Origin of the sequence: Kribbella qitaiheensis, from assembly GCF_042657745.1 — a bacterium.
Classification (GTDB): Bacteria; Actinomycetota; Actinomycetes; order Propionibacteriales; family Kribbellaceae; genus Kribbella; species Kribbella qitaiheensis.
Window position 1 is genome coordinate 1 of sequence record NZ_JBHSKE010000022.1, and the last position, 23,843, is coordinate 23,843.

The 23,843-nt window shown below is 69.1% G+C and carries 20 protein-coding genes; 13 read left to right on the forward strand and 7 right to left on the reverse strand.

Features of this window, described 5'->3' with window-relative positions:
• Window positions 1–139 precede the first annotated feature (139 nt).
• The 6 genes from truB to rimP form a co-directional block, all read right to left on the reverse strand.
• A complete protein-coding gene (gene truB / locus ACFPJ1_RS18360; RefSeq protein WP_380105332.1) occupies window positions 140–1,054 on the reverse strand; it encodes a tRNA pseudouridine(55) synthase TruB in 915 nt (304 codons plus the stop codon).
• Window positions 1,035–1,472, reverse strand: coding sequence for a 30S ribosome-binding factor RbfA (rbfA, locus tag ACFPJ1_RS18365; RefSeq protein ID WP_380105334.1), 438 nt, complete (start codon window positions 1,470–1,472; stop codon window positions 1,035–1,037). Before rbfA ends, truB begins: the two co-directional genes overlap by 20 nt.
• 138 nt (window positions 1,473–1,610) lie before the next feature.
• Window positions 1,611–4,739, reverse strand: coding sequence for a translation initiation factor IF-2 (infB, locus tag ACFPJ1_RS18370; RefSeq protein WP_380105336.1), 3,129 nt, complete (start codon window positions 4,737–4,739; stop codon window positions 1,611–1,613).
• A gap of 112 nt (window positions 4,740–4,851) precedes the next feature.
• Window positions 4,852–5,184: a YlxR family protein gene (locus tag ACFPJ1_RS18375; protein WP_380105338.1), complete on the reverse strand. Its 333-nt coding sequence runs from the start codon at window positions 5,182–5,184 to the stop codon at window positions 4,852–4,854.
• 51 nt (window positions 5,185–5,235) lie between these two features.
• Complete coding sequence (gene nusA, locus ACFPJ1_RS18380) at window positions 5,236–6,228, reverse strand: transcription termination factor NusA (RefSeq protein ID WP_132188074.1); 993 nt, start codon at window positions 6,226–6,228, stop codon at window positions 5,236–5,238.
• Complete coding sequence (rimP, locus tag ACFPJ1_RS18385; RefSeq protein WP_380105341.1) at window positions 6,228–6,743, reverse strand: ribosome maturation factor RimP; 516 nt, start codon at window positions 6,741–6,743, stop codon at window positions 6,228–6,230. The genes nusA and rimP overlap by 1 nt, the downstream gene beginning before the upstream one ends.
• Window positions 6,744–6,877: 134 nt before the next feature.
• Between rimP and ACFPJ1_RS18390 the strand changes: the two genes are divergently transcribed.
• The 10 genes from ACFPJ1_RS18390 to ACFPJ1_RS18435 all read left to right on the forward strand — a co-directional run bounded on the left by ACFPJ1_RS18390 (window position 6,878) and on the right by ACFPJ1_RS18435 (window position 17,504).
• Window positions 6,878–7,438, forward strand: coding sequence for a cell division protein FtsK (locus ACFPJ1_RS18390; protein ID WP_380105343.1), 561 nt, complete (start codon window positions 6,878–6,880; stop codon window positions 7,436–7,438).
• Entirely contained in the window at window positions 7,435–7,845 is a 411-nt protein-coding gene (locus tag ACFPJ1_RS18395; protein ID WP_380105345.1) for a ferritin-like domain-containing protein, read from the forward strand. Before ACFPJ1_RS18390 ends, ACFPJ1_RS18395 begins: the two co-directional genes overlap by 4 nt.
• 339 nt (window positions 7,846–8,184) lie before the next feature.
• On the forward strand, window positions 8,185–8,589 hold the full coding sequence (locus ACFPJ1_RS18400) for a cupin domain-containing protein (protein ID WP_380105347.1): 405 nt from the start codon (window positions 8,185–8,187) through the stop codon (window positions 8,587–8,589).
• A complete protein-coding gene (locus ACFPJ1_RS18405) occupies window positions 8,586–9,956 on the forward strand; it encodes a class I tRNA ligase family protein (protein ID WP_380105349.1) in 1,371 nt (456 codons plus the stop codon). Before ACFPJ1_RS18400 ends, ACFPJ1_RS18405 begins: the two co-directional genes overlap by 4 nt.
• A gap of 4 nt (window positions 9,957–9,960) precedes the next feature.
• Complete coding sequence (locus ACFPJ1_RS18410; protein ID WP_380105351.1) at window positions 9,961–12,342, forward strand: FAD-dependent oxidoreductase; 2,382 nt, start codon at window positions 9,961–9,963, stop codon at window positions 12,340–12,342.
• Window positions 12,339–12,713, forward strand: coding sequence for an avidin-fold protein (locus ACFPJ1_RS18415; protein WP_380105352.1), 375 nt, complete (start codon window positions 12,339–12,341; stop codon window positions 12,711–12,713). Before ACFPJ1_RS18410 ends, ACFPJ1_RS18415 begins: the two co-directional genes overlap by 4 nt.
• Window position 12,714: 1 nt before the next feature.
• Window positions 12,715–13,980 (forward strand): ATP-grasp domain-containing protein, encoded by a 1,266-nt coding sequence (locus ACFPJ1_RS18420; RefSeq protein WP_380105353.1) that lies wholly within the window; start codon window positions 12,715–12,717, stop codon window positions 13,978–13,980.
• Window positions 13,977–15,260, forward strand: coding sequence for an MFS transporter (locus ACFPJ1_RS18425; protein WP_380105354.1), 1,284 nt, complete (start codon window positions 13,977–13,979; stop codon window positions 15,258–15,260). Before ACFPJ1_RS18420 ends, ACFPJ1_RS18425 begins: the two co-directional genes overlap by 4 nt.
• A gap of 11 nt (window positions 15,261–15,271) precedes the next feature.
• The gene (locus ACFPJ1_RS18430) at window positions 15,272–16,510 is read left to right on the forward strand and encodes an ATP-grasp domain-containing protein (RefSeq protein WP_380105357.1); all 1,239 of its coding nucleotides are present in this window, start codon (window positions 15,272–15,274) and stop codon (window positions 16,508–16,510) included.
• A gap of 367 nt (window positions 16,511–16,877) precedes the next feature.
• Window positions 16,878–17,504 (forward strand): lysoplasmalogenase family protein, encoded by a 627-nt coding sequence (locus ACFPJ1_RS18435; RefSeq protein ID WP_380105359.1) that lies wholly within the window; start codon window positions 16,878–16,880, stop codon window positions 17,502–17,504.
• Here the strand turns inward: ACFPJ1_RS18435 and ACFPJ1_RS18440 are convergent.
• A complete protein-coding gene (locus ACFPJ1_RS18440) occupies window positions 17,486–19,786 on the reverse strand; it encodes a hypothetical protein (RefSeq protein ID WP_380105360.1) in 2,301 nt (766 codons plus the stop codon). The genes ACFPJ1_RS18435 and ACFPJ1_RS18440 overlap by 19 nt on opposite strands.
• A gap of 134 nt (window positions 19,787–19,920) precedes the next feature.
• Between ACFPJ1_RS18440 and ACFPJ1_RS18445 the strand changes: the two genes are divergently transcribed.
• The 3 genes from ACFPJ1_RS18445 to ACFPJ1_RS18455 are packed head-to-tail and all read left to right on the forward strand — an operon-like array spanning window position 19,921 to window position 23,836.
• Window positions 19,921–21,618, forward strand: a complete 1,698-nt coding sequence (locus ACFPJ1_RS18445) for a hypothetical protein (protein WP_380105362.1) — start codon at window positions 19,921–19,923, stop codon at window positions 21,616–21,618.
• Window positions 21,615–22,856 (forward strand): hypothetical protein, encoded by a 1,242-nt coding sequence (locus ACFPJ1_RS18450; RefSeq protein ID WP_380105364.1) that lies wholly within the window; start codon window positions 21,615–21,617, stop codon window positions 22,854–22,856. Before ACFPJ1_RS18445 ends, ACFPJ1_RS18450 begins: the two co-directional genes overlap by 4 nt.
• Window positions 22,856–23,836 carry a hypothetical protein gene (locus ACFPJ1_RS18455; protein ID WP_380105365.1) on the forward strand — a complete coding sequence of 327 codons (981 nt, stop codon included), beginning with the start codon at window positions 22,856–22,858 and terminating at the stop codon, window positions 23,834–23,836. The genes ACFPJ1_RS18450 and ACFPJ1_RS18455 overlap by 1 nt, the downstream gene beginning before the upstream one ends.
• Window positions 23,837–23,843: the final 7 nt, after the last annotated feature.

Here is a 23,843-nt window from a genome sequence, read left to right on the forward strand (position 1 = left end):
CCCCCCCAACACCTGAACCTCGAGCTGACCGCATCCCACGCCAGCCAACCAAAGAGCAACAGGCTCCCAACGTCCCCACGACTTGTCCCAGGTCCCGACGAGGTGTCCGAGGTCCTCGGGCGGCTGGAGGGGTCGGGTGTTAGCTGACGAAGACGGCTGTCGGCTTCGCGAGGGGGCCGTGGGGTTCGTAAAGGGCCAGGAAGGTGCCGGTGGGGTCGAACATGGCGGTTTGTTGGCCGGCTGTGAGTTTGAGGCCCGGCAGAGGACGGCCTGTACGGATGGCCGCGGCCTGTTCCGCGTCGGCGTCGAAGCGGGGGAACGTGTCGGCGGCGACGTCGGCGATCGGGAGCATCGTGAAGGTCTCCCCCAGTTCTTCCAGCGTGTGCGCCGAGGACATGCCGAAGGCACCGACGCGAGTACGCCGGAGCATCGTCAGGTGTCCGCCTACCCCAAGCTCAGCACCAAGATCACGAGCAAGCGCCCGGATGTAGGTCCCGCTCGAGCAGTCGACCGAGACGTCGACCTCGATACCCAGAGAACCGGGCCGGACGTCGACCACGTCGTACCGGCTGATGGTGACGCTGCGGGCCTTCAACGCGACCTCTTCGCCCGCGCGGACCCGTTCGTATGCGCGCCGCCCGTCGACCTTGATCGCGGACACCTTCGACGGCACCTGCGAGATCTCCCCGCGGAAGCCCGCCACGGCAGCCTCGATCGACTCGACCGTGACGGCGGCCAGATCGTCGGCGGACGCCACCGGGCTGATCTCCCCCTCGGCGTCGTCCGTGCTGGACGCGGCGCCGAGCAGGATCGTCGCGTCGTACGACTTGTCCGCCAGTTGCAGGTGGCCGAGGAGCCGCGTCGCGCGGTTCAGGCCGACCACCAGTACGCCGGTCGCCATCGGGTCGAGCGTGCCGGCGTGGCCGACCTTGCGGGTGCCGGCCAGCCTGCGGATCCTGGCCACCACCGTGTGCGAGGTCAGCCCCGCCGGTTTGTCGACGACGACGATGCCGTCGGCGACGGAGAAGTCGGTATCACTCGTCGTCGGAGTCATCGTCCTCGCGGCGCTTGTACGGGTCGGCGTCGCCGGCCGGCTTGGCGCCCGCGGCGGACTTGGCCACCTCGGCGTCGGCCGCCCGCGCCTTGGCCAGCAGTTCCTCGATCTGGCCGGCCGTCTCCGGGATGGCGTCCAGGTAGAACGCCAGGCTCGGCGCGCGCCGCAGGCCGAGGGCCTTGCCGACCTCGCTGCGGATCAGGCCACGGGCCGACTCGAGCGCAGCGGCGGTGGCTGCCCGCTCCTGCTCTCCGCCGTACACCGTGTAGAAGACGCTCGCCTCGCTCAGATCCCCGGTCAGCTTGGCATCCGTCACGGTGACGAAGCCGAGCCGCGGGTCCTTGACCCGGCGTTCCAGCAACTGCGCGACGAGTACCTGGATCCGGTCGGCCAGCTGCTTCGCCCTTGCTTCACCCATCAGGGCTCACTCCCTCGTGTTCCTGCTTGACGTCCATTCATGCGTAACGTCCGGAGCGACGGTGGTTGAGAAACCGCCACTCCGGACGTTACTAGGCTGTCCGGCGCCGGGGTCCGGGGACCTCGGCGCCGGGACCGATCAGCTGCGCGGCTTCTCGCGCAGCTCGAACGCCTCGACGACGTCACCGATCTTGATGTCGTTGTAGCCCTGGATCGTCAGACCACACTCGAAGCCCTCGCGGACCTCGGACGCGTCGTCCTTGAACCTCTTGAGCGACGACAGGTCGGCGTTGTCGACCACCACGGCGCCGTCCCGGATCAACCGGACCTTGGCGTTGCGGCGGATCGTGCCGGTGGTGACCCAGCAACCGGCGATGTTTCCGACCTTCGAGGAGCGGAAGATCTCGCGGATCTCCGCCTGGCCCAGCTGGACCTCTTCGTAGATCGGCTTGAGCATGCCCTTCAGGGCCGCCTCGATGTCGTCGATCGCCGCGTAGATGACCGAGTAGTACCGGACATCCACACCTTCGCGCTCGGCCAGATCTCCGGCCTTGCCCGCCGGCCGCACGTTGAAGCCGATGATGACGGCGTCGGACGCGATGGCCAGGTTGACGTCGTTCTCGTTGATCGCACCGACACCGCGGTCGATGACGCGGAGGTTGACCTCGTCGCCGACCTCGATCCGCACCAGTGCGTCCTCGAGCGCTTCCACCGAACCGGACACGTCACCCTTGAGGATGAGCAGCAGTTCCTGGCTCTGGCCCTTCTCCATCGAGGCCATGAAGTCCTCGAGGGTACGACGGGCGCGCCGCTTGGCGTTGGCCGCCGCACGAGCCCGCGCCTCACGCTTCTCAGCGATCTGGCGGGCCATCCGGTCGTCCTCGACCACCAGGAACTTGTCGCCGGCACCCGGCACCGCGGTCAGACCGAGCACGGTGACCGGACGGGACGGGAGGGCTTCCTCGACGTTGTTGCCGTGCTCGTCGAGCATCGCCCGGACCCGGCCGTAGGCCGGACCCGCCACCATCGAGTCGCCGACCCGGAGCGTGCCGCGCTGGACCAGCACGGTCGCGACCGGACCACGGCCCTTGTCCAGGTGCGCCTCGATCGCCAGACCCTGCGCCGGCATGTCCGGGTTGGCCCGGAGGTCCAGCGCCGCGTCCGCGGTCAGGATGACGCCCTCGAGCAGGCCGTCGATGTTCAGCCGGGCCTTCGCCGAGATGTCCACGAACATGGTGTCGCCGCCGTACTCCTCGGGCACCAGGCCGTACTCGGTCAGCTGACCGCGCACCTTGGTCGGGTCCGCGTTCGGCACGTCGATCTTGTTCACCGCGACCACGATCGGGACGTTCGCCGCCCGGGCGTGGTTCAGTGCCTCGATCGTCTGCGGCATCACGCCGTCGTCGGCCGCGACCACCAGGATGACGATGTCGGTGGCCTGCGCACCACGGGCACGCATGGCGGTGAACGCCTCGTGACCGGGGGTGTCGACGAAGGTGATGGCGCGTTCCTTGCCGTCCACCTCGGTCGTCACCTGGTACGCGCCGATGTGCTGGGTGATGCCACCGGCTTCCTTGGCCGCGACGTTCGCGTGCCGGACCGCGTCCAGCAGCTTCGTCTTACCGTGGTCGACGTGACCCATCACGGTCACGACCGGCGGACGGGAGGCCAGGTCGGCCTCGTCGCCCTCGTTCGACCCGAAGTCGATGTCGAACGACTCGAGCAGCTCGCGGTCCTCGTCCTCCGGGGACACGACCTGGACGTCGTAGTCCAGCTCGGTACCCAGCAGCTGCAGGGTCTCCTCGTTGACCGACTGGGTCGCGGTCACCATCTCGCCCAGGTGGAACAGCACCTGGACCAGCGATGCCGGGTCGACGCCGACCTTCTCGGCGAAGTCCGTCAGCGAGGCGCCACGAGCGAGCTTCACGACCTCGCCGTCACCGTGCTTGACGCGCACGCCGCCGACGGCCGGAGCCTGCATGTTGTCGAATTCCTGGCGCTTCGCGCGCTTGGACTTGCGACCACGACGGGCCGGACCGCCCGGACGCCCGAAGGCACCCTGAGTCCCGCCACGGCCCCGGTTGCCCGGGCCCGGACGACCGCCGCCACCACCGGGAGGACCGCTGGGCCCACCACCGGGACGGAAACCGCCGCCGCCACCGCCACCGCCGCCACCGCGCGGACCGGCGCTCGGTCCACCCGGACCGCCGCCCGGACGGCCACGGCCGCCACCACCGGCGCCACCGCCACCACTGCCGCCGCCGGGACCCGACGGACGGCCGGTGAAGGTACCGGCAGAGGACTTCGGCATCATCGCCGGGTTCGGACGCGGGGCGCCCGGAACACCGCCGGACGGACGCGGCCGGTCGGACCCACCGCTGCGAGCCTGCGGCGGCCGCGGCGGCATACCCGCCGGGCTACCACCCTGGGCCGGGGCCGCCGGAGCGCCACCCGGACCCGGACGGGCGCCACCGCGCTGCATGCCCTGGGTCGAGCTGAAGGGGTTGTTGCCCGGACGCGGAGCACCCGGACGACCGCCACCGGAACCCTGACCACCGGGAGCACCCGGACGCGGGGAACCACCCGGACGAGGCGCACCCGGACGGGGCGCGCCACCCGGGCGCGGAGCGTTGCCCGGTACGCCGGGACGCGGCGCCGGACGGGCCGGGGACTCTGCCGCGGGCCGCGGCGCTGCCGGGCTCGGGCTCGGTGCGGACGGGGCCGGAGCGGCCGGGGCCTCTGCGGCCTTGGCCGCAGGCGCCTCGAACGCGGGCTCCGCCTTGACCGGGGCCTCCACTGCCGGAGCCGGGGTGGCCTCGGGACGCGGACCCGGCTTGGGGCCGGGGCGCGGACCCGGACGGACCGGGGACGGCGCCGGAGCGGCGGCCGGAGCGGCCGGAGCGGCCTTCTCGGTCACCGTCGGCTCAGCCACGACCGGAGCCGGGGTTGCCTCGGCGGCCGGCGCGGTGCGCTCGGCCTCCACCTTCGGAGCCGGTGCGGCGGGAGCAGGCGCTGCCGCCTTCTTCTCCGCCGGGGCGACCGGTGCGGTCGCCTGCGGCGCTGCTGAGGTGCTTGCCGCGGCCTTCTTGGCCGCGCGCTTCTTCGGCGGGTTCTTCTCGAACTCTTCCGCCAACCGTCGAACGACGGGTGCCTCGATCGTCGAGGACGCCGATCGGACGAACTCTCCCATGTCGTTCAGCCTGGTCAGAACGACCTTGCTGGTAACTCCGAGCTCTTTCGCGAGCTCGTAGACCCGGACCTTTGCCACTACTCTCCCTCTGGTCCGAGCCTGGGCGCGGACCGTTAGTTGACGTACATGCTCATCGCATTGCACTCATCGTTCGACACTCATCGAGTGGTCATGAGTCGATGACCCGCCTTCATGTCGTCGCGACGGTCGTCGCGGGCGGCCGGGCGGCCGCACTTGTCCTGCTGTCGTGCTCCTGCTGCTCGATCTGTTCCCGCACAAGCGTCAGATCTAGCGGTCCCGGAACCTTGAAGGCCCGCGGGAACGCCTTGCGACGCTCGGCGAGGTCGAGACATCCGGTCACCGGGTGCAGATGCGCCCCACGGCCGGGTGCCCGATGAGCGGGATCCGGGAGGACACGTCCTCCGGAAACCGTCATCCGCAGCAAGCCGGTCGGACTGTCCCGTTTCCGACACCCGATACAGGTGCGCTCCCTGAGCTTGCCAGGGCGTGCGTCTGCAGTCACTGTCAGGTGATCCTCAGGGTGTGGTGACGACTCAGTCGACCGACCGAGAGATCAGTCTACCTTCTCGTCCCCACGAGTCACATCCGTATCCGGCCGGATGTCGATCCGCCAGCCCGTCAGCCGGGCCGCGAGGCGGGCGTTCTGCCCCTCCTTGCCGATCGCGAGCGAGAGCTGGTAGTCGGGGACGACGACCCTGGCGGCACGTGCCGCGGCGTCGACCACCTCTACTGATGAAACCTGCGCCGGGGACAACGCATTCCCCACGAAGGTGGCCGGGTCGTCGCTGTAGTCGATGATGTCGATCTTCTCACCGTGCAACTCGTGCATGATGTTGCGCACCCGCTGGCCCATCGGGCCGATGCAGGCGCCCTTGCCGTTGACGGACGGATTCAGCGTCCGGACGGCGATCTTAGTCCGGTGACCGGCCTCACGCGCGATCGCCATGATCTCGACGGTCCCGTCGGCGATCTCCGGTACTTCGAGCGCGAACAGCTTCTTCACCAGGTTCGGGTGGGTCCGGGAGACGGTGATTTGAGGGCCCTTGAAGCCCTTCCGGACGCCGACCACGTAGACCCGCAGCCGGGAGCCGTGCTCGTACTTCTCCCCTGGCACCTGCTCAGGGGCCGGCAGCACCGCCTCGATCTTGCCGAGGTCGACCATCACCGAGCGCGGGTCGCGGCCCTGCTGGATGACGCCGGACAGGATGTCGCCCTCCTTGCCGGAGAACTCGCCGTAGCGGACCTCGTCCTCGGCGTCGCGCAGCCGCTGCAGGATGACCTGCTTGGCCGTGGTGGCGGCGATCCGGCCGAAGTCGGCGGGCGTGTCGTCGAACTCGCGGGCGACCGTGCCGTCCTCGGCGAGCTCGCGGGCGTACACGGTGACGTGCCCGGTCTTGCGGTCCAGCTCGACCCGCGCCTGCTGCTGCGCGCCTTCGGTCCGGTGGTAGGCCACCAGCAGGGCCTGCTCGATCGCCTCCACGACGATCTCGAAGGCGATGTCCTTCTCACGTTCCAGGGACCGCAGGACGGCCATGTCGATGTCCATCAGTTCTCCTCCACCGTGCCGTCAGCGGCAGGTTCGTCGTTGCCGGCTGGCCGGTTGAACTCGATCTGGATCTTGGCCTTCGTGATGTCCGCGTAGGCGATCGTGCGCGCGCGGCCCTTCACGTCCAGCTCGACGGCCTCGTCGGTGGCGGCCTTGATCCGGCCGTTCACCTTGCCGCCGGCCGCGAGCGTGACCTCGACCAGGCGGCTGACGTTGCGCCGCCAGTGCCTGGGCAGCGTCAGCGGACGGTCCACCCCGGGGCTGGACACCTCGAGGGTGTACGCGCCGTCACCCATCACGTCGTCGGCGTCGAGTGCCTTGGAGATCGCCCGGGTCACCTCGGCGACGTCGTCCAGGCTGATACCGCCGTCGCGGTCCACCAGCACGCGCAGCAGCCGCCGCTTGCCGGCGGGCGTGACGTCCGCGGCCTCCAGGTCGCAGCCGAACTGCCGGACGATCGGCCGCAGGAAGTTTTCGAGGCTCTCGGGGTCCGTGTGGTCAGTCCTTCGGCTCACAGGTAGACCTGCCTCTCTCTCCAGTTGTGCACCCGTAAATTCCGCTCGGCGATCCGACCGAGGGCAGTAGCCCACCATATCTGGCCGGGCGCAGTGTCCGAGCCACTGCCTCCGGCCGGGATATCGTTTCGGCCGTGCCAGACGATCCCCTCCGCCTCTCGCGCCGGACCGCGCTCCGGACCGCTGCCCTTGCCGCCGGTACTGCGACCGCGCTCTCCGCGGTGCTCGCCGGCTGTGACGACAAGCCCGATCAGCCGGGCACGCGAGGGGCCGCGGAGGGTCCGGACGGCACCTCCCAGCCGGCTCCGAGCACCGACCCCGCCGTGGTGGCAGCCCTGACCACGGCGGCCGTCCAGATCGCTCAGCTGGCCCTGCGCTACGGCGACGTCGGCCGGGCCTTCCCCGCCGTACGCACCCAGCTCTCCCCCGGCGTGAGGCTCCACGCTGCCCACCTGGCCAAGCTAAAAGCGGTCAGCGGGGCCGAGCCACCCCAGCCCGGCAAGCTGCCGGCACTCCCGAAGGCCGCATCCGCCGCCGTGGCGGACCTGGCAACCCGGGAGCAGAAGCTGGCCGTTGACCACGCCGTCGCCGCCGCCAAGCTGTCCGGCACACCCGCTCGCCTGCTCGCGATGGTGGCCGCCTCGGAGAGCCAGCTGGCCGCGACCCTGACCAAGAAGAAGCAGGCCGCCCAGTGACCGAGAACGAGGCCCTCCAGGCGGCCCTGGCCGGCGAGCACGCTGCCCTGTACGGCGTGGGCGTGGCCGGCGGCAAGCTGAGCGGAGCACGCTTCCGGGCGGCGACGACCCTGTACGAGCAACACCGCCGCCGGCGCGACACCCTGACCGACCTGCTGCTCGAGTTCGGGGAGACCCCCGCCGCGGCCGAACCGGCGTACGAGCTGCCGCGGGCTGTGACGAACGCCGCAACGGCGACCACTCTGGTGCTGCTGATCGAGCAACGGCTGGCCGCGGTCTACGGCGACCTGGTCGAGTCGGCCGAGCAGGCGACGGTCCGGACCTTCGCGATCCAGACACTGATAGCGACGGCGTCGACCCAGCTCGGCTGGGGCGGCGCTCCGGTGGCGTTCCCCGGCCAGGTCTGAGGCACCCTGAGGCAGCACCGGTGCAGACCGGTATCCGTACGTGTCCGTCCGGACACGGAATGCTGATGTAACTGGGCAATAACGAAAGATTTCCGGCGCGGTTACGGGTCTTCTGGAATTCGTTGCGTACTCCCCTTTACTCGGAGCGCTACCTTCCCTATATTTCCGGTCACGGAGACTGGGGGGTCGCCGGGCTTTCACCAGCGCCACAAGGGCCTTTGGCCGTTGCGGGTGCCGGTGATGATCCAAGGCTGAATCAAAGCGTCTGTTCCGTACCTTCATTTGTTGCAAACAACTTCTTGAGTCGCGCCCTGGGCCGACTACGGAGGGTAGTGAAGCATGCGTACATTCGACCTGATCACCGGCGAGAGCCTGTTTGTCAAAGACCTCCGGGTAGTCCGTTGGGAGCAATACGGACTGGAACGCGATATGCCCTTCCAGGCCATGTGGTACTCCGTTCCGCCCGGTTCGGAGAGCCCCGTCGACCAGCACCCCGAGTTGGAACTGTCGATCGTCGTGGCGGGTACCGCGCACGTCCTGGTCGGCGGTGCCGTGCACGAGGTGACCACCGGCAACGCCTTCCTGCTGGGCAGCACCGAGGCCCACGTCGTGCAGAACCGCTCGGCGGACGAGTTGCTGACCGTCTTCAGCGCCTACTGGATGCCCTTGGACGCCGAGGGCTCCGAGCCGGCACCTGTCGAGGAGGCCGACAGACCGGTCGAGGCCACGGCGGCCACACAATGAACGGTCCGGCGCATCCCGATCCGGTCACCGTCTTCACCTTCCCGCAACCGACCGCGAACGGTCCGCTGCATGTCGGCCACCTGTCCGGCCCGTACCTCGCGGCCGACATCGCCGCGCGGGCCGCCCGGGCGCGGGGCGAGCGGGTCGTCGTCACCACCGGTCTGGACGTGCACCAGAACTACGTTCTGACCCGGGCGGAGCGCGAGGGCGTCGAGGTCGGCGTGATGCTGGCCGACTTCCGGGCCGACATCAAGGAGACCTACGAGCGCGCCCGGATCAGTTACGACCGGTTCAGCGACCCGCTCGAGGACGACCACGCGCCGATCATCCGGCAGCTGATGAACGAGTTGGTCGCCAGCGGTGCGGCCCCGCTGCGCGAGGTGACCCTGCACGCCTGTGCGGACTGCACGCGGACCCTGCACGAGTCCTACCTGGCCGGCCGCTGCGGCGGATGTCAGGCGCCGGCGTCGGGTGGCGCCTGCGAGCAGTGCGGCGGCTTCACCTCTGTCGACGGCATGGTCGATCCGGTTTGCGGCCGGTGTGGCGGCGAACCCCGCCCCTTCCAGGCGGTCGTCCCGGTCCTGCGGATGGAGGATCACCGCGCGACGCTGACCGACCTCTGGCTGAAGGCGGATCTGCCACCAGCCGTCCGGGCGCTGATCGACCGGCAACTAGCGGCCGGCCTGCCCGAGATCGCCCTCGCCTACCCGACCAACTGGGGTATCGAGGGCGACGGACCGCTGGCCGGGCTGCGGATCGGCCCGTACACGGAGGTCGCGCTGACCGACCTCTACAACGTCGCCCGGGCGGTCGACCCGACCGCCACCGACCTGGCCGGCTACCGCGCAGCGCTCGGCCGGGTGGATAAGTTGTGGCACTTCCTCGGCCTCGACAATGCGTTCTGGTACGCCCTGTACTGGCAGGCGATCTGGGCGGCGGCGGGAATTGATCCATTACCTCTTTCCGGACTGGTGGTCAACGAGTTCTACACCTTGGACGGATTGAAGTTCTCGACCAGCAGGAATCACGCGGTCTGGGCGAACGAATTGCTCCGCGACGAGGACCCGGCGCTGGTGCGACTGTTTCTCGCCTGGGACCGGCCGGACCGCTTTCAGAGCGACTTCACCTGGAAAACCTTCCGGGCCTTCGCCGAACGGGTCGGGCCGATGCTGGACGGCACCCACACGATCACGGACGCGCTCCACCCGGCCCTGGCCGAGGTCGAACTGGCCCGTGGCGAGGATGCCTTGCGGCCGGGCGGTTTCGACCCGTCACTGGCCGTGCGGAGTCTGCTCAGCCTGCTGGCCGGCGGCGTACGGGAGACCGGCTCGCTGCGGGCGGCACTGACCGGGACGGGCGGGGAGTAGGCCGATGCGAGTCTGTGTGATCGGGGCCGGCATCGCCGGCACGCTCCTGGCCTGGCGTCTCAGCGCCTATCCGGGCGTCTCCGTCGACCTCGTGACGGGCGCGCCCGGCTCGGACGCCACCGCTGTGTCCGGCGGCGGAGTACGGGCGTTCGAGACCCATCCAGAGCAGCGGCGGCTGGCGATCGAGAGCCTGGCCGAGTTGCTGGAATCCCCTGCCCTGCTGGAGCAAGCCGGTTACACGGAGACCGGCTGCACCTACCTGCTCGCCAAGCAGGCCGGGCTCGAAGCGGCAGTGGCCGAGGTGGAGGCGCTCCACCCCGGCTCAGCCGAGATCGTCGACCGGGAGACCCTGCGCAGCCGCGGCTGGCATGGTCTGCCCGACGGCACGGTCGGCGTACTGGAGAAGCGGGCCGGATTCATCCGGCCGGATGAGCTGCGCATTGCGGTGATCGAGCAGCTCAGCCACGGCCGCGACAGCAAGGTCGTGCCAGGCCCGGTCCTCAGGCTGGTCCCCCACCCCGACGGCTCAGTCAGCTGCCGTACTCCGGGCGACAGCAGCCGGTACGACGTGGTCGTGGTGGCCGCAGGTCCCTGGACGCCCGGGTTGCTCTCAGGCAACCAGCTGCCGGCCGAGCCGTACAGGACCAAGGCGATCCAGGTCGCCGTCTACAAAGTGGACGGCGCTCTGCCGACCATGTTCGTCGACGAGACCAGCGACCTGTACGGGCGGCCGACCGCCGACGGCGGGTTGTTGCTCGGCGTCGACACGCACCGCTGGTCGGTGCCACCCGGCAGCAGCCGGCCGATCCAGGACCTGGCCGACCAGGCGATCCGGATCGCCGGTGAGCGGCTGCCGCACCTCCGGCTGCTGGAGACCGCGAGAACGGTCAACAGCGCCGACTGTTATGCCGATCCGCCGGTACTGACCCTGTGGTCGGTGCTCGGCAGCACACATCGGCTCTTCACTTTCACCGGTGGGTCCGGCGGCAGCGTGAAAACCGCGCTGGCCGCGAGCCGGACGGCAGCGAGCGACCTGCTCGGGCCGCTTGCCACCGGAGGAAACACCCGTAACACCACTTCGCGGACGGAGAACAAGCGCATGACCATCACGGAACGAGCCATCGGCAGCCCGCCCAGGTTCCACACGATCGGCATCGGTGCCGGTCCCTCGAACCTGTCGCTGGCGGCCCTGTACAAGAACGTCACCACCGAGAAGCTGGCCCTGTTCGACTCCCGCCCGGTGGCCGGCTGGCACACGCCGCTGCTCTACCCCGGGGTCCGGATGCAGACGGGCTGGATGAAGGACCTGGTGTCGCTGGTCGACCCGCGGCACGAGCTGACGTTCCTGAACTACCTGGTCACCTCCGGGCGGTTGTACGCGCTGATCAACTCCCAGTTCGACGCGCTGCCGCGGATCGAGTACGAGCGCTACCTGGCCTGGGCCACCGAGCGGCTCGGCGTGGTCAACTTCAGCTCCCGGGTGGACTCGATCTCGATCACCGACGACGGCTTCGAGGTCACCGTCGGCGGACAACCCGCGGCGGTTTCCGAGCACCTGGTGCTCGGCCTCGGGACCCGGCCGGTCTGGCCGGAGTACGTCCGCGGGCTGCCGCAGGAGCAGGCCTTCATCGCCGACGAGCTCGGCGTTCGGCTGCCCCAGATGGACGCGTACAAGGCGGACCCGATCGCCGTCGTCGGTGGCGGCCAGACCGGCCTCGAGTGCGTACTGCGGCTGCTCGGCTCGGGCTTCACCGACATCCGCTGGGTCGGCCGCAACCAGTGGTTCCGCAGTATCGACGACTCCCCGATGGCCAACGAGCTGTACCGGCCGTCGCACATCGAGTTCCTGCAGGGGCTCAATCGCAGCAAGCGCCGGGAGATGATCGTCGACTCCCGCTACAGCGGTGACGCCCTTACTCCTGGCGGCCTGAAGGCGCTCTACCAGGCCAACTACGACGGGCTGCTGACGCTCGGGCGGTTCCCGGTCACGCTGCTCCCCGGCCGCGACGTCACCTCGTCGGAACTGCTGGACGACGGCCTGCTCCGGCTCCGTTGCACGACCCCCGAGACGCCGGAGGAGCACGACGTACGGCACGTGGTCGTGGCGGCTGGACGCGAGCACGTCCAGGCACCCTTCGACGACGACCTGCGGGACCGGATCGACTACGACGACGATGGCGAGATGCTGGTCGAGCCGGACTACTCGGTCCGCTGGAAGGGCATGAACGGCCACAAGATCTACTCGTTCAACGCCAGCCGGTACAGCCACGGCCTGACCAACGCGGGCCTGACGCAGCTGCCGGTCCGGGCCGCGATCGTGCTGAACTCGATGTTCGACCGGGAGATCTACCCGATCTCCGACGAGCTCTGCGCGGTGAAGTGGTGACGGCCGCCGCCCCGGAGCCACTCGCTCCGGACGTGGACGGCGTGTGGTTCCAGCTCGTCGTCGACGACCCCGCCGCAGGTGCGCCGTACGGGCAGTACCACCGCGAGGACGACCTGGTCTGGGCGGAGTTCTACGCCGGCGGGTCGCTGCGCAGCGGACGGCTGGTCGGGCACCTGCGCCCGGACGGCTCGTTCGACGCGGCGTACTGCCTGCTGACCGCTGCCGGCGACCTGGTCAGCGGCGAGTGCCACAGCGTCCCCGCCCTGGACGCCCGCGGCCAAATCCGGATCGCGGACCACTTCCGCCGCAGCGACGGCAGTACCGGTGTCACCTACATCGCGCAGATCCCCACACCGGTCCGGGAGGCCTGAGATGAACCCCGACACTGAACGCCCGCACCTGCTCGTGGTGGCCACTGGGATGCGCCTGTTCCGCGAGTACATCCTGCGGTCCATCGCCCCGAAGTACTGGATCCACATGTTCCTGCACGCGGAACCGACCTGGGAGGAGGAGTACATCGAGGGCTGGACCGTGCTGGAGACCACCCTCGACGCCGACCTGTTGGTCGCGTCCGCGAAGAAGCTGAACGACGAGCAGCCGATCGACGGCGTGCTCTGCTGGGACGAGGCACGCATCCTGCAGACCGCCCACGTGGCCGAGGCGCTCGGCCTGCCGGGCGGCGACGTCGCGATGATCAACCGCTGCCGGGACAAGCACCTCACCCGTACTGCGCTCGCCGAGCTCGGCGTCCCGCAGCCGGAGTCGGTACTGGTGGACACCGTCGACGACGCGCTCGTCACCGCCGACAAGCTCGGCTACCCGGTGATCCTCAAGCCCCGCGCGCTGGCCGCCAGCCTGGGCGTGGTCAAGGTGAACTCGCCCGAAGAGCTCAGGGAGAACTGGGCCTTCGCGCACGACACCACCGTGCCGGAGGCGCCGCACTACGACGTCAAGGTACTGGTCGAGGAGTTCGCCGACGGCTACGAGATCAGCATCGACTCGGCCGTTTTCCAGGGACAGGTGACGCCGTTCTGCCTGGCCCGCAAGGAGATCGGCTACCCGCCGTACGCCGAGGAGATCGGGCACTACGTCGACGCGGCCGACCCGCTGCTGGCCGACGAGCAGCTGATGCAGGTGCTCGTCAACGCCCACGGCGCGATCGCGTTCACCGACGGCGTGACGCACACCGAGATCATGATGACGGCCGAGGGCCCGAAGGTGATCGAGATCAACGCCCGGATCGGCGGCGACATGATCCCGTACCTCGGGCTCCAGGCGACGGGCGCCGACCCGGGCCTGGCCGCCGCGGCGGTCGCCTGCGGCCGCTCCCCCGAACTGGTCCCGGACCGGGCCATGGTTGGCGGCGTCCGCTTCTTCTACGTGGACGAGAACGACACCGTGCTGGAGTCGGTCGAGTTCGACCAGACCGACCTGCCCGCCACCATCGACCAGCTGACCGTGCTGATGGAGGCCGGGCAGACGACGAGCCCGCCGCCGGAAGGCACCCTGTGGGGCCGGATCGCCTACACGACAGCGGTCGCCACCTCGGTGGACGACTGCCGGGCCGGACTCGACGCGGCCGAGAAGGCTTTGCGCTGGTCCGGAAAGGTGAAAGAGCCGGAGGAGACCACGCCATGAGCTCCGCCACCGAAGAAGGCACGGGCATCTGGGAGACGATCCGGGATGCGCCCGTAGCGGTGAAGGCGCTGCTGGTCGGCGTCTTCGTGAACAAGCTCGGCTGGTTCCTGCAGGTCTTCCTGGTGCTCTTCCTGACCACCTCGAAGGGCTTCACCGACGTCCAGGCCGGTACTGCGCTGGGCATCTACGGCGGCGGCTCGGTGATCGGTCTGATCATCGGCGGTTCGCTGTCGGACAAGGTCGGGCCGCGCGCCGCGGTGATGATCAGCATGTTCGGCATGGCCGGCTTCGTGCTCGCCATCGCCTACGTGCCGAGCTACACCGCGGTCGTCGTGGTGGTCGCGCTCGCGGGTGCGGTCGGGCAGTTCTACCGGCCCGCGTCCGCGGCGTTGCTCACCGAGCTGACCCCGAAGAACCGCCAGGTGATGATCTTCGCGGTCTACCGGCTGGCGATGAATCTCGGTACCACGGCCGCGCCGCTGATCGGTGCGGCCCTGGTCTCCATCTCGTGGAACCTGCTGTTCATCGGCGAGGCGCTGGCCGCCCTGGCCTACGCCGTGGTCGCGATCGTCGCACTGCCGAAGCGACGTCCGTCTGCTGCCGACACCGCGGCCGGCGTACAGGGCGTGGACGCTGCCCAGCCGAGCGGCGGCTACCTCGCCGTACTCCGCGACTACAAGTACGTGTTGTTCCTGCTGTGCATGTTCATCAACGCCGCGATCTACATGCAGTACCTCGCGGTGCTTCCGCTGCACATGAAGGCGGACGGGCTCTCCACCTGGTGGTTCAGCGCGGTGGTCGCGCTGAACGGCTTCATCGTGATCACCTGCGAGTTGCTGGTGACCAAGGTGGTGCAGCACTGGCCGGCCCGGATCGTCGCGATCACCGGCTTCGTGCTGCTCGGCGGCGGGCTCGCGTTCTACGCCCTGCCCGGCGGGATCGCGATCTTCGTGATCGGCACCCTGCTGTGGACGCTGGCCGAGATCATCGGCGGCCCGACCATGTTCGCCTACCCGGGCATGGCCGCACCGCAACCGCTGCTCGGCCGGTACGTCGGGTCCGCGCACGCGATGTTCGGACTCGGCTCCGCGCTCGGGCCGTTCCTCGGCGTCTGGCTGTGGAACACGTCTGGCACCCAGGTCTGGGTGTGGTGCGGCCTGGCCGGCGCGGTCGGCGTCGTGCTCGCGTACTTCGGGATGTCGAGCGGAACAGCCGCCACGGAAGAACCAGCAGTGGACATCACCCCGGCCGCAGAGCCGTTGCCGAGCGAAAGCTCGTAGGAGGGACCGTCATGTCGAAATACACAATCATCGTGGACCCGTTGTCCACGGGGCAGGAATATCCAGCGGCTTTCAAGGAGGCCGGGCAGATCCCGGTCGCCGTACTGAGCGGGTCCGAGCCACCGCCGGCGTACACGACCAGCTGGCACCCGGACGACTTCGAGCACGTGCTCTACTTCACCGGCGACATCGCCGCCTTGGCCGAGGAGCTCCGGGCCTACGACCCGGAGTACCTGGTGCCAGGTGCGGAGAGCGGCGTCGAGCTGTGCGACCAGCTGACCGAGATCCTGGTGCCCGGCACCGGCAACGAGCCATCACTCGCGAGTGCGCGCCGCGACAAGTGGGAGATGGCGCAGGCGTTGTCGGCAGCGGGTGTGCCGCGGCTGCGGCAGCTCCGTACGGCGGACCCGGCCGAGGCCGAGCGCTGGCTGAAGGAGAACGACCTGCTCGGCAAGCGGCTGGTGATCAAGCCGCCGAAGAGCGCCGCCGGTGACGAGGTGTACGTCGTCTTCGAGGACGGCGACTGGCGCGAACGGTTCGACCGGGTGCTCGGCCGGACCAACAAGATGGGCCTGGTCAACGACGCCGTGCTGATCCAGGAGTACGCCGAAGGCACGGAGTACCTGGTGGACAGCTACACCGTGGACGGCAAGCACTCGCTCGTCGACGTCTGCCGCTACACCAAGATCAGCCGCGGCGACAAGATCGGCATCTACCACCGGATCGACTTCCTGGCGGCGGACGATCCCGAAGTACTGGCGCTCTGGCCGTACACCCAGCAGGTCCTCGACGCCGTCGGCATCCGGGTCGGCTGCGGGCATGCCGAGGTGATGATGACCGCCGACGGTCCACGGCTGATCGAGGTCGCCGCCCGGCCCGCGGGTGGCGGTCACCAGATGGTCAGCGAACTGGCCACCGGCGACAACCACATCAAGCGCACGGTCGCGCACCGCGTCCGCGGCGAAGTCCGGGACAGCTTCGACCTGGTCCAGCACCTGCGCGGCATCTTCATCTCCGCGTACCGGGACGGCTACTTCCGCAACCGCGAGGTCTTCGACGGCGTCGAGAGCCTGAAATCCTTCCACTGGATGAAGATCCTGCACGACGAGGACGCCATCGTCCCCGAGACGGTCGACCTGTTCACCTGCCTGGCCTGGGTGATCCTGATCCACAGCGACGCCCAGACCCTGGACGACGACTACCGCCGAGTCCTGGAGATGGAGGCCGCGATAGTCATCGACGAACCCTGACCGCTGCTCAGCCTCGACCCCCCAGTTCCGGCTGAGCCCAAGACCCCCTGCCCGGGCACGGACGTCCCCCCAGACGCCCGTGCCCGGCCAGTTTCCGGTCACACCCGGCATGAAGGAACACCGTCCTACCAGAAACCACGCGGCTCGCACTCGAGCAACCGAGGGCGAGCGCCCCGCGATCAGGTCGGCCCGAGGGTTCGGCGTACGGACGGACAGGAAGTACTCCCCGAGTTCGCGCACTCCCCACCGTGCAACCAGCCCGCGACGCACCCCGTCACCGACATCTTCCTGTCACTCCGTACGCCACCCTGAGCCAGGCCCAGCGACGTTCTCGGGTTGTTCACCGGGGTGCGGGATAGTCGGCGGTATGAATCTCGGGCGGCTGGCGAGTGGGCGGCGGCGGTTGACGGCGTACTGGGGGGTGACCGTGGTGCAGGTGGTTGCGGTTGCCTTTGACGTCAAGGTGTTGAAGCGGGCCAGCAAGGCGACCCTGATGCCTCTGCTGTTGTCCTGGACGCGGTCCCAGCAGGCTCCGCCGCTTCTTCAGGCCGCGCTGTTGGCCTCGGCGGCCGGCGACCTGCTGCTGGAGGCCGATCTGCAACTGGCCGGGATTGCCGCCTTCGCCGCGGCACATGCCTGCTACCTGGCCGTGTTCCTGTCCCGACCCGGACAACGATCATGGCGCGTCGTCGCGGCGTACGGCGCACTGTGGGCGGTCCTGATCGCGCTGCTCTCCCGCGGCCTGGGCGACCAACGAGTACCCGTCGCGGCGTACGCCCTGTTGCTCACAGCAACAGCCATCGTCTCCCGCTGGCACAGTCCACGCAGCGGCCTCGGCGGCACCCTCTTCCTCATCTCCGACGCCCTGATCGCCCTACGCATGTCCGGCCGCGACTTCCCCCTCCGCGGCCCCTTGGTCATGTCCACCTACGCCACCGGTCAATACCTCCTGGCCTCCGGCGTCACCGCCCACAATCAAGGGCCGAGCTCGTAGATCTTGATCTCGCCCTGCTGATAACGCAGCACCGCCAGTTCGTCCAGCTTCGCGGACACAGGTCCGTCGTGCAGGTCGGTGAAGATCCACCGCGCGCCGTACTGCTGGCGGGCCTCCTCCAGTAACTGTGCGGTCGGTTCCGTCAAGATCTGAAGGGTGAGCTGGACCCGGTCCGGCCACGGCGACGGCTGGAACATGTACCGCTTGCCGCCGCCACCATCGGTCGCAAGCGCCTGCTGGGTGTAGGCCCAGCCCTCCATCAGGGTTCGCCGACCCGCGAGCCCGCTGACGAGATACCCGCGCGCATCGCAACCGACCTTCCGGGGAGCGGCCGATTGGCACCAACTGCCGGTGACCACAACGTCCTTCGGCCTGGAGTGCGCCCCGAGCCACAGCGCGGCCGCCTGCTCGTCCGGGTGGACCACCGCGTTCACCGCACGGTAGGTCCCGTCCGCCCGGATACCGACGTACGAGCGGTTGGTCAAGGTCACAAGAGCCAGCGCAGTCACCACGAGGACGGGTATCGCGACGCCGAGTCCCGGCTGTCTCACCCAGAGACGGTTGATCAGTAACCAGCCGACGACCAGCAGCACGGTCAGTACGGCGGCCACCAGCAGCGGTCGTGCCAGTGCATCGACCTGAGCCGCTCTGGAGGCTCCGGCCTGGCGCCCGGCGGGTTTCGTGGCCTCGTAGAACACGTAGCCGAGCACCAGCGCGGACACGCTGACCACCGCCATGGTCCGGCGGCTGCGGCCTTTGAAAGCGACGGCCACCAGCCAAGCTGCCGCCGCGGCCGCGAACGGCACGACGCTGCGCAGGAAGTACAGCTGGCCCGCCGAAGGGTGGTTGACCAACAGCATGCCCGCCCAAGCGCCGGTGAGGGCTCCGACCAGCAGCCAGGCGACTGGATCGCGTCTGGTCGACCGGACGAGAAGCAAGCCGAAACCGGCCAGCAGCCCGGCGGATGACAACAGTTGCAGCCCCAGCATGACCCCGACCCCGGCGATCGCCGTCGAGTCACCCAAGGTCAGCGACGGTGGCAGCAGGCCGCCGGTGCCTGGCAACGAGGTGTCTCCGGTGATCGCCTGGTAATCCGCTCGGAACCTGGCGGCGCCGAAGAACTGGAGCCCCGATCCACCGGTGCTCCCGGAGACGAAGCGCAAGGTAGCGATCAGCGCGACCACCAGGATCAGGCCCGCACCGACCGAACGCCACGGCAGCCTCCGGTCCCGGATCAGCACGAACAGCGCGGCCAGTCCGACTCCGCCGAGCAGGATGGGCAGCACCGTCGGCTTCGATCCACCGCCGACGACCGCGAGCGCCGCGGCGAGCACCCAGGCGCCACGGCCGCCGCTGCGACGGAACAGGACGTCGATGAGGAAGATCGCCGCCGCGGTCCCGGTGACGATGCTGAAGGTCGTGGAAGGGCTGAGCAGACTCGCGGGAGTTGTCGGCAGGACGGCCAGCGCGGCCAGCACTCCGGTCCACCACACCTTGCTGACCTGCCGGGCCAGGCAGGCGCTCAAGAGCAGCACGACAACCGCCTGCGGCAACAGCCAGAGCCGGAACAGCACCAGGATCGGCGAGACGCCAGTGATGTCCACCGCACCGGCCATGTCAGCGTTGGCGAACCAGTGATACTCCAGCGGTACACCGACAACCTGCGGCCATTGCGGCGGCACCGACCGCATCAGCTCGTTCACCATCGACAGGTGGAACAGCAGGTCCTGGTAGTAGTACGCGCCGTCCGGTGGTGCCTTGTGATCCGCAAGCATGGTGAAAGTGGTGATGACGACCAGCGCCGTCGCGCAGATCGCCAGCCCCCAGGACCAGGCCACCGGCAGCGGAGCCGGCGCCGCGATCCGCCAGCATGGCCGCAGCCGAGGCACCACCACGAAGGCAGCCAGGACAAGCAGCGGCGAGGCCGGCAACCACGCTTGCAGTCCCAGCGCCGTGAGGATCGCCCAGCCGAGCAGTTGCCAGACCATCCCGACCGCTGCACCGAGGCCGACGTCCTCGGCCCAGTTTCCGGTACTGCGCCACGCGAACCGGAGCAGCAGGATGCCGGGCAGGACGACACAGCAGCCGAAATAGACGGCGTACTTGACGATGGGCGCCAATGGCACGTCGATCGCGAGCAGTCCGGCGACGCCGGCCCCGACCGGAACCAGCCACGGAACCAGCCGGGCGATATTCGCCAGCCCGGCCACGCGAGGACGCGGTACGACGGAAGGTTTCCTCGGCTCGGTCGCCGTCGTGCCTGATCGCTCCGCGGTGCTCACCCGGCCTATTTGAGCACGGGTAGAGGGGCCAACCGGCAGATCGCCCGCCATGCCGGGTCCTCGCCGGATCTAATCGACTGTTTGAAAGACACTATCCCGGTGAGTATTCGCCAATAGCCTGCTATACATCGTTGATGACCGCCGCTGATGGAGATCAGGAGCGTCTGACCGAGTCTCCTGAGTTCCTTCTGTTCTGCAATACCGCCTACGAGTTCTGGCAACGCAACCTGCTCCCCGGGGGCGAGCGGGTGATCCTGGTCGAAGCGATGAGCCAGGACATCCGCGTCACGCTGCGCAACCTCACCTTCGCGAACGCCCTGCGCCGGTTCCTCCCGGCCCGGCTGGTCGTCTTCACCGGCGCGGACGACGACTGGCACGAGATCCTCTGGACGTTCTTCGACGCCGAGGCGCTCGCGGCCATCTCGCGCGCGTACGGCGCGGTCGACGTGATCGACATCCACGACCTGGTGGACAGCCGGATCGACGATCCCGGGCGCGGCGATCTCCACATCGCCGGACAAGACCTGCCGGTGTCCGGTTCGGGAATCGATCCGGCCGTGCTGGAGGAGTTCGTCCGCGCGACGGTCTGCCGGGTGCTCAAGATCCCGCGGGTGACCGACGAGGTCCGCGCCGGTGCGAAGTACGCCGAGATCCACGAGCGCAGCGCGCAGTTCTCGGCCATCTACGACGCCCTCTTCGCCGGTCTGAACCCGGTCGCCCTGGTGACCAGCCATGTCGACTACAACCACTGGGGGCTGGCGGTCGAGACGGCCACCCGGTTCAACGTGCCCACGGTGCACGTCCAGAGCACCGGCACCTTCAAGGCGTACGCGCTCTTCCCCGAGACCCGGCGCGGTACCGCGACCTTCCGGGCCGAGCTCACCCCTCAGATCGCCGAGTTCTACGAGCAGTACGTCTGGTCGAACCGGGACCGGTTGCGGTCCGGCGCCGAGCTGTCCGCCTGGCGGCTGAAGGGCAACTGGGGCAAGCCGTCGTGGTGGCGTGGTGGCGCGATGTCGGCGATCGAGCTGCAGACCCCCGAGGACCGGCTGGCGGTGCGCGAGCACGCCCTGGCCAGATTCGGCTTCGACCCCGACAAGCCGGTGGTCGCGGTGTACAACCACGCCATCTCCGACGCGCCCCGCACGAACATCGAGCTCTTCGACGACCTGGCCGGCTGGTACGAGGCGACAGCGGACTTCGCGGTCAAGCGCGATGACGTGAACTGGCTGTTCATCGACCACCCGAATCAGTTCATGTACGACGCGACCGGGTTCTTCGACAGTCTGAAGGAGCAGCACGCCGACTCGCCGCTGGTCTTCCTCCCCAGCCTCGAGCTGAGCAAGAACGTGATGTGGAGCCTGGTCGATCTGGGCATCACGGTGCGCGGCAGCATCAGCAACGAGCTTCCCGCGTTCGGCATTCCAGCCATTCAGGCCGGCTGGTCGGAGTGGAGCCAGTGCGGGTTCACCATCGTGGCCAAGGACGCTGACGATTACTGGACCCGGCTGGCCGAATCGATCGACAGCCTGCTGGACGGGCGCCCGCTGCTCACCGAGGAGCAGATCGAGCGGGCCCGGCTATGGGGGTGGTTCTACCGCGGTGGAACGGACGTCTCGACCCAGCTGGTACAGCACTGGGAGATGGGTCGGACGGAACATCTGCTGCTCTCTGTCAGGGTCGCGATGCAGCACGTCGAGGCAGACGCCGACCCGGCCTTCACCGCCGTCCGCAGGATGTGGGCCCGTAAGGATCCCTTCCTGACCCGCATCGACATGAGGTTGCCGCCAGAGGAGTTCGCCTTGGCGCTGGGTGGAGTGGGTGAGCTGTGACCAGGACGTTCACCACGCCGCGTTTCCAGACCGCTTTCGACCGGGTGGTCGTGCCGCTGGCGCTGCCCGGAAGACTGAGCTCGGGGGAGGCCCCTGAGCTCACCACAGTCGACCAGTTGGTCCGTGGCACGGCCGTGATCGGCCGCTTCATCGCCTCGCCGGGACTGCTCGGCGTCAAGGTACGACCGACCGGCCGTCCGGTCCGGGTCACCGCGCACTTCCGCTACGACAGCATGGCGCTCGACTGGTGGGAGGAACGCATCACGACGCCGGGTGTGGTCCGGGGTGCCGGCGCACCGCGGCTGCTCCTGGTGCGTTCGCAGGGCAAGACCCGCGGCGCCGCTCTGCTGATCCGGCCGGCGGCGGATTTCCGCAGAGCAGCGACCGGGGTCGTCAGCTTCGACCTGCAGCCGGAGGAGTTGACCGCGGAAGGGCTGTTCGTCCTCGAAATGGACAGCGCCGACCTGGACCGGCCGGACTGGGCGCCGGCCGTGCCGTCCGGTTCGGTCGGCATCATGATGGAACTGATCGAGTTCGCCGAGGCGCAAGGCGATCGGGAGATCGGGCTGGTCTCCACCGGCACCCTTCCGATTAACCCGGACAGCGGCACCATGACGCTTCGCGCCGGATACTTCGTAGCCAATCCGACCGGCCGCGACGAGCCGCGGCGCTGGATCGCCGGGGCAACTCTGGTCGAGCCGCTGGTGCCGGGCCCCCGGACCAAGATCGCGCCGGTCGTCGAGCCGGTCGAACCCCCGCCGAGTACATCGCACGGCATCAAGCGGAAGGTCAGACGCAGGATCAAGCGTGCCGCCCGCTGGGTCGTCCCGGTGGCCGCCGTTCCGGCGGCGAGGAGAGTGAACAAGCGGGCGACGGCTCTCGAGCGCAGGGTTCTGCGAGCTGTCCGGAGGCGGATGCCCGGCCATACCCCGCCCCCGGTTGCCCCTCCGATTCCGGAACCGCCGAAGGGGCCGCCGCCCAACCCCCTCGCCGATGTGATGTCCGACCTCGTCAGCCGGAACCTCGTCCGGGTGGAGCTGGCCGGGATCGAAGCTGGTGCGATGCCCGGGGTGCAGGTGCGGGCCCGGGCGGGAGCGGAGATCGAGATCGTCACCGACGGTCCACTGAGGACCCCGGCGCTGGTCAGGCTGTCAATCGACCCGTCGGTCCTGCGCGAGCTGCCGGGGGTAGACGACAAGACAGTGCGCTGGGAGCTCGTCGTCCAGTCCGAGCCCTGATGGTCGCCGAGTACCGGCCGCAGCTAGATGGCGACGGGGACAAGAACGGTGCGCTGCTCCGCGGCCTCTTGAGCGGGTCCGAACCCGGTCGCTTGGTTCTGCCTGCAGGGTCCTACCCGATCACCGGAGGGCTGATCCTCACCGATCGGTGGTCACTGTCCGGTTCCGGTACGACGTTGTGGCGGGCGGAGGCCGAGGTGTCGCCGCTGATCCATGTCCTCGGATCAGGCGTATCGGTCGCCGACCTCACCCTCGAGCTTCCGGACGCCTCGCCCGGTCCACACGACGGGGCCGACTGGACCGCCGTCACGGTCGGCCGGTACTTCTACACCGAGAAGCCGGAGTGGATCGAACGAATCACCGTCGAGCGGGTGGTGGTCCGGCGTACCGGCCGGTGCGCCGCGAACAACATCACGCTGATCGGGGCCGTCCGGGACGCACGCTTCGCGGATCTCGAGGTACGGGGAGGAGGCACGGCCTTCATCGCGCACTGGGGTGCAGTCGGTGCCGGGGTCAGCGACATCACCGGGCACTCGTTGCACCCTCACCATTTCCAGGTCGTCGGACTGCGGGTGTACGACGCCTTCGAGGCCTTCTGTCTCAGCTCGGTGCACGACGTCGAGGTGCGGGACGTGCAAGGCGAGCGGGTCGAGATCGGATTCCGGTTGCTGCCTGGCGACAACACCGACCGCTACCACGAGAGGGGCGCCGACTCGGGGATCAACCAACGGCTCCTGATCCAGCACTGCGACATCGGCTGGTGCGGCGACCTCTACGCGATCCGGGTGGCGGGCTGGGGCCGGAGCGAGGTCGACGCAGCCGTGACCACCCGCGCGTACGTCGACCTCCGCGTCCGCGACGTGACGATCCGGCCCCTGCCGGTCGTCGTCGGCGGCCGCCCACCCCGGCAGGGCCGCCGCCCCATCGTGGTCGAGGACGCCGGCCTGGTCGACCTCGACGAGGTCCACGTCCTCCCGTGACCGGATA